Genomic DNA, 15,977 nt, shown 5'->3' with positions numbered 1-15,977 from the left:
AACTCAGAACTTAGAGAGGACAATTAAAGATATAGAAGGGATTACATTAATACCTTATTCAAATATTGAATTAATGAATGACTTTGCCCAGAATTATAATCAATCAGAAGACGAACTCCTTAAAGTGCAGTCAGAAGCAAAAGATTATTTTTCATCTATTATATATAGAAATGAAAATATTAGTCACATGTATTTTTTGAAAGAGAATGGTATTGTATTCGGAAATGCTGGTGTTTCTTCTGATGTTGATATATTAATGAAAGAACTGGAACTAAAAGTAAAAGCTACACAAGGCGAAGTGGTATGGTTATCAGGGTTAAGTAAAGATTTTGAAAATATATATGTGGTCAAATCGATGAACAATGAATTTGGTAAACACATGGGATTTTTAGTAGTGAAAGTAAAACAGGAAATTTTCAACAAATTATTTAAAGCAGGACATTCTTCTAGTAATAGAAGGATGGATATCATTAATAATACAAATACAGTAATTGCTAGTAATAAAAAGGAAAAAGTAGGGATACACCAATCTAATACAGAAGACACAAATACAGGTAGTGACTCTTTAACATATAAAAATAAAGTGGAGAACGGATGGGAAATAATTATCTCTACAAAAAATTCTTACTTAATGAAAGAGATAAATGGTGTGATTAGTTATATTTGCTTAATCGTAGGATTACTTATTATCTTATCAACTGCCATTGGAATTTTAATTACAATTAGTGTTACAAAGCCAATAAATAAAATTGTACAACTTATGCGACGTGCTGAAAAAGGAGATTTAGTAGTAGAAGCTGAGGTCGATAACACTGAAATAGGTAAATTGGGTAATAGTTTTAATCAGATGATTTTGAATATGAAAGAAATCATTAGAGAAAATAAAGTAATCTCAACATATGCTGTTGAGAGTGCGGAACACCTTAAAAGAATTTCCAACGAATCAATTTTGACTTCAGAACATATAGCTATCGCAATTGAGGAAGTTTCTACAGGAGCAACAGATCAATTTAGTATGGTAGAAAAAGCAAACAAAGATATTCATGATTTATCAAGTGAAATACTGGATGTTGCAAATAACGTGAAAAATGTTTCAAGTTCAACAGGACAAATGAATACATTAAGCATGGAATCAATTCATAATATGGAAGAACTAGTATTGAAAAATAAGGAAATGGGCAGTAATTTTAATCTCTTAAACAATACTATTAAGAAGTTAAATAATGATATGAAAGAGATAAAGGGTATTATTGCTATAATTAGCAAGATAAGCGAACAAACGAACTTACTTTCATTAAATGCAAGTATTGAAGCAGCACGTGCTGGTGAAGCTGGTCGGGGCTTTGCGGTTGTAGCTGACGAGGTGAGAAATCTTTCATCAGACACAAAAGAATCGACTTTGAAAATAGATAATTACTTAAGAAAAATTTCCAATCAAACAACTAAATGTGTAGATATTGTAGAACTATCTAACCAGATATTCTCGGACCAAACAGAGAAAATCAATAATACAAAAGATAGCTTTAACAAAATAATAAAGGGCACTAACACAATATCTGATGAAATAGAATTTGTTAAAGATTCTATATTTACAATTAATAATAAAAAAGAAGAAATTATAGAAACGATGCAAAATATGGTAGAAATAGCTAAACTCGCGACTAATAGAACGGAAGAAGTGACTGCAACAACTGAAGAACAAGCAGCAGCAGCGGAAGAACTGGGTTCATTGGCAGAGAATCTCGCTAGTACAATAGTAGACCTTGAGCAAATGATAGGAAAGTTTAAGGTGAAATAATACTTCAATAGTTTTTTATGAGGATATCTTATTTATAAGATATCTTTTTATTTATTTTATTTTTTTATATTATTGTTATTATAATAAAGATAATATAATATTATATTTATGAAGAAGTAAAGGGGGATGTTTTTTATGAGTACCATAATTCCTAAAACTGGTTTTGTCCATAGGAAGGGTCATCAATTGATATTAGATGGTAAGGTTTTTCGATTCGCGGGACCAAACATATATTGGTTGGGGCTAGATGAAAATGTGGGAGGTGTTGACTACCCTACACAATTCCGTATCCAAAACGTATTAGATACAGCTGTTGAAATGGGAGCTACTGCTCTAAGATCACATACGTTAGCTGCATCCCATGGTCACCCTAAAGCTATAGAACCAGAATTAGGGGTTTTTAATGAAGAAGCCTTAAAAATAGTAGATTTTGTCATGAAGTCTATTGCTGATCGAAATTTGAAAGTAATAATTCCATTAGTAGATAACTGGAATTATTATCATGGAGGAAGAGAAACATTTCTTAAATGGCGAGGATTAACTGATATTAATGAGTTTTATAAAAATCGAAAAGTAATTGATGATTTTAAAGAATATATTTCTCGGATTTTAAATAGAGTCAATACCTATACCGGGATTGCATATAAAGATGACCCAACTGTACTCGCATGGGAAGTGGGGAACGAGTTAGTAGATGCTCCTTTAGAATGGGTTGAAGAAATAGTAAATTTTATCAAGAGTATTGATACAAATCATTTAGTGGCTTATGGTAATAGGTTCGGTTTAGATAAAGAGAAAATGACAATTGAAAACTTAGATATTCTAGATGCTCATTACTATCCTGTTGATTATGAAAAATTAAATAGAGATGCAAACAGTACTAAAAGGGAAAATAAAGTCTTTATTGCAGGTGAGTTCGGATGGCCAGAAGGTGATCTTGATCGATTTTTAGATGTAGCAGTAAAAAATAAAGGAGTGTCTGGTACCTTTTATTGGTCTTTGTTTGGTCATAATGATGATTGTGGCTATGTGCAACATTATGACAGTTTTACTTTGCAATATCCTGGAGACTTTACTAATAAAGAAAGATTTTCACGTATCCAATCGTTAAGAAAACATGGCTTTGATATGAGTGAAAAGGACATTGCTAAGCACTCAATTCCAAAGGCACCTATAATAACTGAAATTACCGGTTCAATTAAGTGGAGAGGCGTTGTAGGAGCTGCATGTTACACCATTGAAAAATCTATGAATGGTGAGTGTGGACCTTGGAAAGTTGTTTGTGAAAAGAATATTTCAGACGATCATTCTGTCTGGGTTGACTCTGAGCGAGATCAACTGAAAGATGCTTGGTACAGAATAAAGGCTTATAACCTTTCAGGTGTTGAGGGTCCCTATTCTGAAATATTTCACTCATACCCTATGTTTCAAAGATCGGGTAAAAATACATTCAAAGTAATTTAAGAGTATATAAGTTTAAAATCTATGAAACAAATCAATATGAAAGCGTTAAGCATATAAAAGGCACAATGAAGAATAATTACACATTACAGGTTGGGATGTACAATGAAGATTCTTACTCTAAATGGAAAATGGGAATTTAAAAATTCATCTGAAGAAAAATGGCTAGAAGGTGTCGTACCAGGATCCTTGTTAGCTGATTTATATCGTCTAAACATTATTGATGATCCGTATTATAGAGATAACGAAGACAATCTTTATGAACTATTTAATAATGATTATGTTTATCGTAAAAATTTTAGTTTAAAAGAACAAGACCTAAAAGGGTTAAAAGCTTTACTTCGTTTTGAAGGAATAGACACAATAGCTGATATATTTTTAAACGACCATCATATTGGTCAGACATTTAATATGCACAGAACATATGAATATAGTGTTGAAAAATATTTATTTCAGGGATCAAATGAATTAGTTGTAAAACTAAAATCACCTCTAAAACATATTCACAATAAGCAACAGGAAATTCCTCTATATGGAATACCAATGGCTGTTCCTGGGTATACACATATTCGAAAAGGCCATTATATGTATGGATGGGATTGGGGACCTCAATTACCTGATTGTGGATTATGGAGGGATGTCTCTTTACTTTTCTTTTCAGATATACGTTTTTCAGATATAAATATTGAGCAAATTCATGATATTGATATGGTGAAACTTAAAATTAATATGAGTATTGACAACCCTTCTAACGAATTAGTTGTTGCTACTGTGAAAATTACTTCTCCAGATGGACAGATTAAAATCATAGAGACCAAGATAAAAGAAAAAGAATTATTCGAAATTACTATTGAAAACCCTAAATTATGGTGGCCAAACGGTTTTGGAGAACAACCATTATATCTTGTTGAATATGAATTAAAGGATATCTATAATTCTTCTCTAGATGAAAAGTCGATGAATATTGGATTAAGAACAATTACTGTAAACACTGATCCAGATCAATGGGGCAGTCAATTCGCATTTTGTGTAAATGGTATTGAATTTTTTGCAATGGGTGCAGATTACATTCCTGAAGATAATGTAGTTAGCTGGGCAAGTAAGGAAAAAACTGAACTGCTAATTGAAAATTGCGTGAAAGCTAATTTTAATATGATAAGAGTATGGGGCGGAGGCATTTATCCTAGTGATCAATTCTATGATTTATGTGATAAGCACGGCTTAATTATCTGGCAGGATCTAATGTTTGCTTGCGGAGTTTATGATCTGGAAAATCATGACTTTGTTGAAGACTCACTGTTGGAAATAAAGGACAATGTAAAGAGAATAAGACATCATGCTTGTTTAGGATTAATCTGTGGAAATAATGAGATTGAAATGTTTTTTGAGGATGGAAGGATTCCAAAAACAGATCGTAATAAAGAAAATTATATTAAGTTCTTTGAAGAGAAAATACCTCAAATAATTAGTGAGATTACACCTCAATTATTTTACTGGCCAGGTTCACCATCCTCAGGGGGTAACTTTTTCGATACGAATGGAGAAAATCATGGTGATGGTCATTACTGGGATGTGTGGCATGGAAATAAGCCATTCACAGCATATAGAGATACTTATTTTAGGTTCATGTCTGAATTTGGGTTCGAATCTCTACCGAATATCAAAACAATAGAGAGTTTTACAGACGTAGAAGATAGAAACTTATTTTCATATATTATGGAAAAACATCAGAAAAATCCTGACGGAAATACAAAAATACTCACATATTTAGCCAATAATTTTCAAAATCCAAAAGATTTCCCTTCTCTAGTATATACATCTCAGATATTACAGGCTGAGGCAATGCGTTATGGAGTAGAGCATTGGAGAAGAAACAGAGGAAGGTGTATGGGAGCACTGTATTGGCAGCTAAATGACTGTTGGCCAACAAGCTCTTGGTCGAGTATTGATTATCATGGTCGTTGGAAGGCCTTACATTATGCGGCAAAGAAATTTTATGCCTCTATCTTATTATCAGCTAAAGAGGATGGTACTAATATAGAACTTCATTTATCAAACGAAACATTGCACGATTGGGACGGGAGTGTTTCTTGGTATTTAATGAAGAAGGATGGAGAAATAATTCAACAAGATATCTTCTCTGTCAATATAAACAAATTAAGTAGCACCCAATTGTTAACAAAAGAGTTTGAACTTGAAGACAGCCGAAATGTTATCTTCTATTTTAGATTAGAAAAAGGTGGAGAAATTATTTCGAATGGTTCAGTTTTATTTGAACCCGCAAAGTATTTCAACTTTCTAGATCCAAAGTTAGCTCTGAAAATTGATGAAACTGAAGAACATTTCCAAATTAAGGTTCATAGCAAATCATTTGCAAAATATGTTGAATTATCAATAAAAGATTTAGATATTGTTTTTTCAGATAACTATTTTGATGTACCTGTAGGGGAGGAAATAGTTGTATCTATCAATAAAGCGGAATATCCAAGCCTAACAGTAAAATCTCTAGATGAGAATATAGTTGTGCGAAGTTACTTCGATAGTTATTGAAAATTGCTGTAAAAATGGGGTGGAAATATTGGAAAAGTTTAAAAATGAAGTTGATATGCACTTGAGGGATCATATTCTACCCTTTTGGATGAAACTTAAGGATGAAAAACATGGTGGCTTTTTTGGAGAAGTGAATTATGATTTATCAATTAATGAAGAAGCACATAAGGGTGGTATAGCAGCATCAAGATTTTTGTGGTCATTTTCGGCTGCTTACCGTATTACCCAAAAAAGAGAATACCTTGAATGTGCTCACCATGCATATAAGTTTTTAGTTGAGAAAGTTTATGACCACGAACACGAGGGATTGTACTGGTTAGTGGACTATCAAGGTAACCCTGTTGAAACGCAAAAGCATGTTTATACACAGTCATTTGGAATTTATGCATTAAGTGAATATTACAGAGCAACTAAAAAAGAGGAAGCATTACAATATGCAAATAAAATATTTGGATTAATTGAGAATCTAGGGTTTGATCAAGTTATCAATGCATATAAAGAAGAGTTTGATCGAGAATGGAATGAGCTTCCAAATGAAAAGTTGAGTGAAAATGGCGTGATTGCTTCCATTACAACCAATACACATTTACATGTATTAGAAGCCTATACAAACCTTTATAAAGCATTCCCAACATCAGTAGTAAAAGAGCGTTTAAGTAATTTAGTAGATATTTTCTATGAAAATATTTACGACAAAGAAACAAAATACTTGCGTGTTTTCTTTGATAAACAATGGGTACCGATTCTTAATCTAAAATCGTTTGGACATGATATTGAAGCAAGTTGGCTAATTGATGATGCCCTAAAGGCATTAGCTTTGGAGGAAGAAAAATATAGTCAAATGGTCATAGATATTGCCTATAATATCGCAAATGCAGCTATTTTAGAAGATGGTTCGCTTGCAAATGAGCAAAATGATAACAATGTCGATTTTACACGGGTTTGGTGGGTACAAGCGGAGGCAATGGTAGGATTCCTAAATGCTTTTGAGCGTACAAAAGATGAAGTGTTTTTAAAGATTGTAGAAGACTTATGGGACTATACGAAGGAAAAACTCGTTGATCAACGAGAAGGTGGTGAATGGTTCTGGTCGATTGAGCCTAATGGAAATCCAACAGAAAGAGCTGTTGGGGAGCCGTGGAAAACACCATACCATAATTCAAGATTTTGTTTAGAAATAATGGAGAGGATTGGTAAGTAATGATACATGAAAAATATTATGAACTAGTAGAAAAACAAAATGAATTGTTAAGTAAAAAGAATACGAAAAAAGTTGATTTTTATAATGGTGTTTATGATCGCTATGAAAATCCTGTTATTACACGTCATCATATTCCATTGCATTGGAGATTTGATCTAAATAAAGAAACAAACCCTCACTTTATGGAAAGGTTAGGGATCAATGCTGCATTTAATCCTGGTGCAATTTATTTAAATAAGAAATATTATCTTGTTGTGCGTACAGAAGGGTTAGATCGTAAATCTATCTTTGCACTGGCTGAAAGTGACAACGGAGTTGATAACTTCCATTTTATTGATACACCACTTGTATGGGACGATATTGATGTAAAAGAAACCAATATTTATGATATGCGCCTAGTTCAACATGAGGATGGGTGGATTTACGGTATCTATTGCTCTGAGAGTAAAGATCCTGAAGCATCTGAGTTTGATACTTCAAGTGCAATTGCACAAGCAGGATTAGTGAGAACAAAGGATTTAAAGAAATGGGAACGTCTTCCGAATATTCAAACTCCATCTCCGCAGCAACGAAATGTGGTTTTGCATCCTGAATTTGTAGATGGGAAATATGCATTTTATACTCGCCCACAAGATGGATTTATTTCAACTGGCTCTGGCGGTGGGATAGCTTTTGCTCTATGTGATGATATATTAAATCCTCAAATTACTGAAGAAACTGTAATGCATGAAAAGCGGTATCACACAATCTATGAGGTGAAAAATGGTCAAGGACCAGCCCCTATTAAGACAGACAAAGGATGGATTCATATTGCTCATGGAGTAAGGAACACAGCCGCTGGATTGCGATATGTTCTTTATACAATTGCGACGAGCTTGGAAGATCCATCAAAGGTGATTGCAACTCCAGGTGGACACTTCATTGCACCTTACGATGATGAAAGAGTTGGAGATGTATCAAATGTTGTTTTCTGTAACGGTGCGGTTGTGAATGAACAAAATGAAGTATTTATTTACTACGCATCTAGTGATACTCGTATTCACGTGGCGACAACGACAATTGAGAAATTAGTAGATTATACGTTTAATACCCCAGAAGATCCGTTCCGCTCATTAGATTGCGCTAAACAGAGAAAGGATTTAATTTTAGATAATCTTGAGCTACTTAAAAGCATGAATAAGTAGTCATTATGTGTTAATTCTACTCTATACACTTATATTCAAACTAGAAGTTCTGAGAATATTATTTATCGATTAAAAGATAGAAAGAGAATACTCTAAGGAGGTTTTCAGAATTTCGCAATATAATGTTTACAAACGAAAGATAATTGTTTCAAAGTTCCTTGAACTAAAATATAAGACGATGCCATTCCGCTTATTTGTTCCTGAAGGTTATGAGCCAGGAAAATCATATCCTCTTGTCCTCTTCTTGCACGGAGGAGGGGAGCGAGGGGATGACAATTTAAAGCAATTAGTAAATAATGATGGTGCAATTTTTTGGGCTACAGCTGAAAACCAGTCCAAGGCTCAAGTATTTGTGTTGGCCCCTCAGGCCCAGAATTTACATGAGGGAGGTTTTGGGATTACTAGAGATATGAATAATAATATTGATTTAAGTAGAGTTTTTGAATTTTCTAATGATCTTCAAATGGCTTATGAAATATTACAAAAGGTAAAAAATGATTATAACATTGATGATAAGAAGATATATGTTACAGGTATATCTCAAGGGAGTTTCGGTACTTTTAATTTGAATATTAAATATCCTAATTTGTTTGCTGCAATGGTTCCAATTGCTGGTGGAGGAAATCCTAAAGATGCACAAGTACTTGTCAATAAACCACTCTGGAATTTTCATGCACAAGATGATCATATAATACCAGTCACATTCTCGCGAAATATAATAGAAGCAATTATAGATACTGGTGGAAAACCAATTTATACTGAGTACTCGGCTAAATATAAATATAATCATGCTTCATGGGTACCGGCTTATAAAAATCCGAGATTATTTGATTGGGTCATGAAGCAAGAGCTTAATAGATAGGTAATAAAGGGCTATTTTTAACCTAAAAAAATAGAAATTAAAACAGAAATTATGGAGGAGGTAGCGATTAATGGACTACCTTCTATTATTATTTGGAGGTTTATTGGCAGGGACTGTTGGAAGCCTTGTAGGACTCGGTGGTGGGATAATTATCGTTCCGTTATTATTAGGACTCGGTACTTTATCCTCTTTTTCACATATTAGCCCTCAAGTAGCAGTAGGTACATCTATGATATCGGTTGTCTTTACAGGTTTATCTTCTGTTCTTTTCTATTTTAAAAATAAACAAGTAGATGTAAAGAGTGGAATGATATTTTTTTTAACTAGTGGTCCTGGAGCGATATTTGGGGCATGGATAAACAAGTTTATATATACTAATCAATTTTCCCTCTATTTTGGAGTTTTTATGATTCTTGTATCAGTGCTGTTAATGATAAAGAAGAAAATTATTCCACTTAAACACTCTAAACAATCAACTATTATACGAACAGTTACAGCACCAAACGGGGAGACTTTTAGTTATGGATTCAATCTTATATGGGCTCTGTCTATATCATTTGTTGTAGGGGTTATCTCTGGTCTTTTTGGTATAGGAGGAGGCTCTTTACTTGTCCCATCAATGATTTTACTTTTCTCGTTTCCACCGCAAATAGCAGTTGCTACTTCTATGTTAATTGTTTTTTTATCTGCTATATTAAGTTCTATTACGCATATTACGTTAGGCAATGTTAATTGGGTTTATGTATTAATGTTAATCCCAGGAGCATTGGTTGGTGGGAAATTAGGAGCAATTATTAACAATAAATTAAACGAAAAAGTAATCATTTCTATATTACGCGTTATTTTAATTATTATCGGTCTGCGGATGATATTTTAGAACCTGTTATTCTTTTAAAATAAACAGTGGAAATTATTTTTTTAGGTGAGGAGAAAATACATGAATAAAGTACCATTATTCTTTGAACCCATATTTAAAGAAAGGATTTGGGGTGGCAACAAACTAAATATCAACTTCAACTACAATATTCCTTCCGAAAAGACAGGTGAAGCATGGGTGATCTCAGCCCATCCTAATGGACTAAGTAAAGTTAAAAATGGAATATTAAAAGGGAAAACTCTTGCGGATCTTTGGGAACAACATTGGGAGTTATTTAATAAACCTAAAGATCATGATGAAGAGTTTCCCCTTTTAGTTAAAGTTTTAGATGCAAATGACGATTTATCGGTACAAGTGCATCCTGATGATTCGTATGCAAGAAATAAAGAAAACCAACCTTTTGGAAAAACAGAATGCTGGTATGTACTTAGTGCCGAAGATGATGCTGAAATTATTTATGGACATCATGCAAAGACAAAAGATGAATTAAAAGAAAAAATAGCCAATGCTGACTGGAATACTCTTCTGAGAAGTGTCAAGGTAAAGCCTGGGGATTTTATTTATGTACCAAGTGGCACGATACATGCTATTGGAAAAGGGATTGTCATTTTAGAAATACAACAAAGCTCGGACATTACATATCGTGTATATGATTACAATCGTCTTGATACAGATGGTATTGCGAGAGAATTGCATCTGGAATCGGCTATTGAAGTAATAAATGTGCCCCATAAATTAATTTCATATGAGCAAGAAGAGAAAAAACACTCAGGTTTTACATCTAAGCTGTTAGTAGAAGAGGAGTATTTCACAGTGTTACTTTGGAGTTTAAACGGAAGTGTAAAGAAAACCTTAAATGCTGATTTTTTGCAAGTTAGTGTAATTAGTGGAGAAGCAGAGATAATAATTGAAGAGGATAAATATCTAATTCAAATGGGTGATCACTTTATTTTGCCATTTACAGTGAAAACATATGAATTAAAGGGGACAGCAACATTCATTGTTTCACATATTTGAGAAGTTAGAAACGATAGTAGAAGATTGATGATCTAGATTATGACACAGCTATTATAGTTTTTTAGGTTAATATATGTTTTTAGCCAATTTTACAACTTTAGGATGATGAGGTGTGTTACCTATGCATAGACTCAGCAACGAAACTATTATAAATGCTTATTATAAGTCGTTATTTTTAAAACTTGATTCATATTTTATAAAATTAATAGAAAGAGAATTAATAAAAAGAAATATAGTGATCAATAAATAGAAATGCTTCCCTATTATGAACATGCACATCAACATTTACCACTTTGCAACTTATAAAGCCTTTCCAAAGTTTTTATCTTTATAAATTGATAAATGTTATACCACATGTTTCCACAGAACAAGGTAGGACCCTAATTTTTTTGAAGGAGGTGAGTATCATGTTTGGTCGCTTTCATACAAAACAACATTTTCACAGGAATATGACTGGACTAGCGATTCCTATTGCAATTCAAACTCTCCTCATTTCTTCGCTAAATATGGTTGATTCTTTAATGATTGGACAACTTGGGGTTGATAATATTGCTGCCACTGGAGTGGGAAATAAAATTATAACGATATTAATTCTTGTTCTACAAGGATTTGGCAGTGGTGCAGCTATCTTCTCTGCTCAGTACTGGGGGAAGAAAGATTTACAGGGAATAAGAAAGATCCTCTATCTTACATGTATAATTATGTCCGTTTTCTCTCTAGCCTTTTCACTTGTTACTCTTATCTTTACTAGTAGCTTTATTCGCATTTTTACAGACGATATTGCTGTAATTGAGCTAGGGGTTACATATTTGAGAATTATCTCGTTAAGTTATTTTGTTACTGCATTAACGGTGTTGTTTTCAACAATTCTGAAATCAATGGGTGAAGTAAAACGCCCTTTGTATATCTCAATCATTGCAATTTGCTTAAATACGGTTTTAAATTATTTACTTATCTTTGGACATGTTGGGTTCGCTCAGTTAGGAATTGAAGGTGCTGCTATTGCAACCCTTATTGCTAGAACGGTTCAAACATTCATGTTATTTGTTTTGATTAAGCAATACTTGCAGATATCTATTAAGTCTATTCATGTAAAAGAAGTACTAGATCGACCTTTAGTGAAGCGATATTTCATGATTACTATTCCTTCTATTATAAATCATGCTCTATGGACGGCCGGAGAGACAACTTACTTTTGGGTATACGCGCAAATGGGTACGGAGCAGCTAGCTGCTGTCACTTTAATAGATCCATTACTGTTTGTATTTATGGCTCTATTTATCGGCTTAAGTGATGCTTCTACTGTCATGGTAGGAAATAGTATAGGAGAGAATGATGAAGAAAAAGCTGTTAAATACGCCAAGCAATACTTATGGATTACTTTTGGATTTTCAATTATTTCAGCAGTTGGTATCTTCGCTACATCTCCACTCTATATCTCAATCTACAATGTTAGCGATGTAGTAGCTATAGAAGCAAAGAATATTCTCATAGTTTACACATTTTTAATAACTGGAAAAATGTTAAATATGGTAAACAACATCGGCGTATTAAGAGCTGGAGGAGATACAAAATATGTTCTATACCTGGACATCATGGGTGTTTGGGCAGTTGGACTTCCATTAGCACTTCTTGGAGCATTCGTGTGGGAGCTTCCAATCTATCTTGTTTTTGCTCTTGCTAATTCACATGAATTATTACGAGCAATCTTTGGGATTAAGCGGACCCTTTCAAAAAAATGGATAAATCATGTTACGAAGTCTGAGAATTATCAAGTGACTACGGAATCATCTACGACTTCTTCTAATAATGTGTTGAATTAAGAGTCGAAGTGAAGATAGAGACATTGATACAATTCAACAGCATACTGATTTACTAGGAAGTAATTATTATACAGAGGTAGGAGGAAAATAATACTCCACAATTTAAGTAACCTAATTGATTGATTCATATAAAATAGCGAAATCATAAAGTCTTGATCATTATTTTATTAATAGAGAAAGAACTATCCAAAAGAGGTTTATCTAACATTTAAACACAGTATTTGTATTCAATTCCAAAAATTATTTACGGCTATGCAGATAATCAGTTTGATGGTGGCAAAGACAACATGTTATAGAACTGTACAACATTATCTTAAATTACCTTATTCATTCAGTGCTTAGATGTTCTAGATTGGCGAGGATTGGAATTGTTGGATCAAACAAAAAAAGCTTTAATTCCTTTGGCTACATAGTGAGTGGAATTAAGCTTTTTACATGAATATAAATGCCTTGAAAAGTAATGTTTTTTATGAAAAATTTAAATCAGTTGTTAGCATTCTTCCAAGGAAAAACTTTAACCCTTCAGCCAATTTATTTAAAAGTAGGGATATCCTGTATTAGCTGTTCATAATATGATTGAAATTTTCTAAACTAAAAAAAGATAAAGTGTAGAGATTACTGAGAACACTAATGTGTAAACAGATAATGAAAAGAGACAATAAATACATTTAAGCACAAAACTAGAATGCTTAGCTTAGACCCATACTCCAAATTGCACAAAAATTGCACAGACTTAATTTATTTCATTGAACTCTATTATCTAAAATTTACAACCACAAGCCAAAAACGTTGATTCATCAATACTTATTTAACTCAATTCTATTACATTTAACTCTATTAATTCCCCACTCAATTTTGCAACAATAAAGCTATCTATTACAGCACACCTTGTGAAAGAGTGAGTGTACTCATGATAATTGATGTAGGTCATTTAATAATTAGCATCATACTGAATAAAAGAAGGTTAATGAGGGAAGATATGGAAAATAAAGTTTCTTAGGGTGAAATATTTTGGACAATTATAGTAACGACAACACAGCAAGAAGGTATAGAGCACACGTTAGCATACTAGGAACAACTCAAATTCATCTAAGAAACCCTTATATCATAGGTTGGTGGAGTGCAGCTTTTCCTGGATTTGGGCATCTTCTTTTATCAAAGTATCTTAGGGGATTCGTTTTATTTATTTGGGAAGTTGTATTTAATATACAAGCGAATGTAAATTTAGCAATGATTTATTCTTTTCAAGGCGAGATTGAACAAGCAAAAGAAATTTTAGATACACGTTGGTTGTTAATCTATATTCCAGTTTATATTTTCGCAATATGGGATAGCTATCGTACAACCGTGGATATGAATAAAGTGTTTGTCTTAGCAGAACGTGAAGAACATAAGTTCAATTCTTTTAGTATAGGTGCACTCGAAATTAATTATTTGGATAAAAGAAATCCTATTATGGCTGTTATATGGTCCATATTCATACCAGGTTTAGGCCAGCTCTATATACATAGAATTGTGACAGCATTTTTCGTTATCATTTGGTGTGTTGTCTTTTTTTATTATTCTCAGGGTCTTGAAGCAATTTCACTTTTATTTTTAGGGAAAATACAAAAGGCTACGTCGGCAGTAAATCCAGAGTGGCTTTTATTTTTCCCATCTCTATATGGGTTTTCAGTCTTTGACTCCTATATGAACACTATTGAAAATAATAAATTATACGATAAAGAACAACGTAAATATTTTAAAGAGAATTTTCAGTCTCAATCCTTCCGGGTATTAAAAGGAAAAAAGGTGGACTAAACCATGCAACTATTTTCGACTTTTGAACATACCGTTAATATTGAGATGGCTGTTGCTACTTTAGAGAAAAAGGGGATTAGGAGGGAGAGTATATTTGTAGTTCCTCTCGATAATCGGACCGAAGATCATAAAATATTTGACAACATTCATCGTTCTGATGGAACATCTCTAATTGATGTTGGAGCAGCACTAGCAACTGCATTTTCTGTTATTGGTGCTAGTGTAGGATTTAAGCTAGCATGGGGACCAATCTATTGGGGGTTAATAGGAGCATTTGTGGGATTTATTCTAGGTTTTGCTATCCGCCTTTTTACGGAAAAAGTTATAAAAAAGAGGCGAAGATTGTTAAAAGGATTCCATTCTGAATTAATTGTAATTGTCGATTGTGATGAGTCTCAAGGAGAGCTTGTTGAAAACATTCTGTTTAGTCACTATGCATTGGGTGTAGCAAAAGTAAAGTAGGATTCTTATTCAAGGGTGCTTATTTTGAAAAAGAAAAATTGGCAAAACTCAATCAATTAATGCACAGTACAACCATTCTGTTCATAACAAGGTGATATTCAGCAATCAATGCGCTTTTTTAATAAATTATAAGGCGTTTTTGTTATGGTATCGACATATATTGTGAAACGAAAAAAGAGTAGGGAATTTGCGGGATTTATGCCTACTCCTTCGATTATTTAAAAATATTGTAGAAAATTCTACTGTTAATAGATCTACTTTTATAAAACCATCTGTGGTAAATGCGTGACACATAATAAGATAACCACATTGTAATAAAGCTCCAATACCATGTCCAATTGTTATATTTAATTAGGTTAGTGTATTTGACAGCAAATATTTCAAAACATGTAATTATTGATGTGTGGATAAAGTAATAAATTAGTTTTACAACTTTACTACTCTTTTCTGGATAATATAAATTGAATAATGAGCATAACGCAGGATAAACAAAGTATTCAAATGTAAAACTAGATTTGATTGCTTTTTTAAAGAATAGACGATTAGGATAAGAAATTAAACCTTTTTCAACTACAAGTAAACCGAAAAGCCATGTGATGACTTGTTTAAACAAAAAGGATATATGTGCTTCCCGTATTCTGTTTTTAGGAACATATTTAATTAATAATATCGACGTTATGATCCACGCTGATAATTCAATTGTTTTATCTAATTTATTATTCATAAGTATTGCGCACCTCCTAAATATAAGGTTGGCAAAAATCTGAATTTTTATGTGAAATTTATAAATGTCTATTGCACGGTACAAGGAAATAGTGTAGCGTAATCTTCAGCAATAAGAGCGCAAATGTGTAATAACATTCGCGTCTTTTTCTGTGAAAATAAATTAAAGGTTTAAACTTGATCGCATTTGATTAAGCTATAGATAATTAAATTTGGCAA

General features: G+C 32.8%; 13 protein-coding genes. 12 read left to right on the top strand and 1 reads right to left on the bottom strand.

What is annotated here, in order from left to right:
* From ACEWK1_RS24305 to ACEWK1_RS24250, 12 genes are all read left to right on the top strand, one after another.
* On the top strand, nt 1-1,798 hold a 1,798-nt coding region (locus ACEWK1_RS24305), incomplete at its 5' end, for a methyl-accepting chemotaxis protein (RefSeq protein ID WP_416636736.1).
* 135 nt (nt 1,799-1,933) lie between these two features.
* A complete protein-coding gene (locus ACEWK1_RS24300) occupies nt 1,934-3,262 on the top strand; it encodes a cellulase family glycosylhydrolase (RefSeq protein WP_232273628.1) in 1,329 nt (442 codons plus the stop codon).
* A gap of 102 nt (nt 3,263-3,364) precedes the next feature.
* Nucleotides 3,365-5,809: a glycoside hydrolase family 2 protein gene (locus ACEWK1_RS24295; RefSeq protein ID WP_212136198.1), complete on the top strand. Its 2,445-nt coding sequence runs from the start codon at nt 3,365-3,367 to the stop codon at nt 5,807-5,809.
* Between the two features lie 28 nt (nt 5,810-5,837).
* The gene (locus ACEWK1_RS24290; RefSeq protein WP_416636735.1) at nt 5,838-7,010 is read left to right on the top strand and encodes an AGE family epimerase/isomerase; all 1,173 of its coding nucleotides are present in this window, start codon (nt 5,838-5,840) and stop codon (nt 7,008-7,010) included.
* Nucleotides 7,010-8,194 carry a glycosidase gene (locus tag ACEWK1_RS24285; protein ID WP_212136199.1) on the top strand — a complete coding sequence of 395 codons (1,185 nt, stop codon included), beginning with the start codon at nt 7,010-7,012 and terminating at the stop codon, nt 8,192-8,194. The genes ACEWK1_RS24290 and ACEWK1_RS24285 overlap by 1 nt, the downstream gene beginning before the upstream one ends.
* A 178-nt stretch (nt 8,195-8,372) precedes the next feature.
* Nucleotides 8,373-9,056, top strand: coding sequence for an alpha/beta hydrolase-fold protein (locus ACEWK1_RS24280; protein ID WP_212136200.1), 684 nt, complete (start codon nt 8,373-8,375; stop codon nt 9,054-9,056).
* A gap of 70 nt (nt 9,057-9,126) precedes the next feature.
* Complete coding sequence (locus tag ACEWK1_RS24275; RefSeq protein ID WP_212136201.1) at nt 9,127-9,933, top strand: sulfite exporter TauE/SafE family protein; 807 nt, start codon at nt 9,127-9,129, stop codon at nt 9,931-9,933.
* Nucleotides 9,934-9,993: 60 nt separating this feature from the next.
* The gene (gene manA, locus ACEWK1_RS24270; RefSeq protein WP_212136202.1) at nt 9,994-10,950 is read left to right on the top strand and encodes a mannose-6-phosphate isomerase, class I; all 957 of its coding nucleotides are present in this window, start codon (nt 9,994-9,996) and stop codon (nt 10,948-10,950) included.
* A gap of 121 nt (nt 10,951-11,071) precedes the next feature.
* Nucleotides 11,072-11,200, top strand: a complete 129-nt coding sequence (gene sda / locus ACEWK1_RS24265) for a sporulation histidine kinase inhibitor Sda (protein ID WP_212136203.1) — start codon at nt 11,072-11,074, stop codon at nt 11,198-11,200.
* Nucleotides 11,201-11,357: 157 nt separating this feature from the next.
* On the top strand, nt 11,358-12,773 hold the full coding sequence (locus ACEWK1_RS24260; RefSeq protein ID WP_212136204.1) for an MATE family efflux transporter: 1,416 nt from the start codon (nt 11,358-11,360) through the stop codon (nt 12,771-12,773).
* Nucleotides 12,774-13,784: 1,011 nt separating this feature from the next.
* Entirely contained in the window at nt 13,785-14,573 is a 789-nt protein-coding gene (locus ACEWK1_RS24255) for a hypothetical protein (protein ID WP_212136205.1), read from the top strand.
* A 3-nt stretch (nt 14,574-14,576) separates the two neighbouring features.
* Nucleotides 14,577-15,035 carry a hypothetical protein gene (locus ACEWK1_RS24250; RefSeq protein ID WP_212136206.1) on the top strand — a complete coding sequence of 153 codons (459 nt, stop codon included), beginning with the start codon at nt 14,577-14,579 and terminating at the stop codon, nt 15,033-15,035.
* Between the two features lie 214 nt (nt 15,036-15,249).
* Here the strand turns inward: ACEWK1_RS24250 and ACEWK1_RS24245 are convergent, their stop codons facing one another.
* Nucleotides 15,250-15,759, bottom strand: coding sequence for a CBO0543 family protein (locus ACEWK1_RS24245; RefSeq protein ID WP_332327666.1), 510 nt, complete (start codon nt 15,757-15,759; stop codon nt 15,250-15,252).
* Nucleotides 15,760-15,977: the final 218 nt, after the last annotated feature.

This window comes from Metabacillus sp. YM-086, assembly GCF_048059995.1.
GTDB classification, from domain to species: domain Bacteria; phylum Bacillota; class Bacilli; order Bacillales; family Bacillaceae; genus Metabacillus; species Metabacillus litoralis_B.
This window is presented reverse-complemented; position numbering and strand designations above follow the sequence as displayed.

Excerpts from the sequence above, each read along its gene's own strand:
- ACEWK1_RS24300 (WP_232273628.1), top strand. The coding sequence starts at position 1,934 with ATGAGTACCATAATTCCTAAAACTGGTTTTGTCCATAGGAAGGGTCAT.
- ACEWK1_RS24295 (WP_212136198.1), top strand. The coding sequence starts at position 3,365 with ATGAAGATTCTTACTCTAAATGGAAAATGGGAATTTAAAAATTCATCT.
- ACEWK1_RS24285 (WP_212136199.1), top strand. The coding sequence starts at position 7,010 with ATGATACATGAAAAATATTATGAACTAGTAGAAAAACAAAATGAATTG.
- ACEWK1_RS24280 (WP_212136200.1), top strand. The coding sequence starts at position 8,373 with ATGCCATTCCGCTTATTTGTTCCTGAAGGTTATGAGCCAGGAAAATCA.
- ACEWK1_RS24275 (WP_212136201.1), top strand. The coding sequence starts at position 9,127 with ATGGACTACCTTCTATTATTATTTGGAGGTTTATTGGCAGGGACTGTT.
- manA (WP_212136202.1), top strand. The coding sequence starts at position 9,994 with ATGAATAAAGTACCATTATTCTTTGAACCCATATTTAAAGAAAGGATT.
- sda (WP_212136203.1), top strand. The coding sequence starts at position 11,072 with ATGCATAGACTCAGCAACGAAACTATTATAAATGCTTATTATAAGTCG.
- ACEWK1_RS24260 (WP_212136204.1), top strand. The coding sequence starts at position 11,358 with ATGTTTGGTCGCTTTCATACAAAACAACATTTTCACAGGAATATGACT.
- ACEWK1_RS24250 (WP_212136206.1), top strand. The coding sequence starts at position 14,577 with ATGCAACTATTTTCGACTTTTGAACATACCGTTAATATTGAGATGGCT.
- ACEWK1_RS24245 (WP_332327666.1), bottom strand. The coding sequence starts at position 15,759 with ATGAATAATAAATTAGATAAAACAATTGAATTATCAGCGTGGATCATA.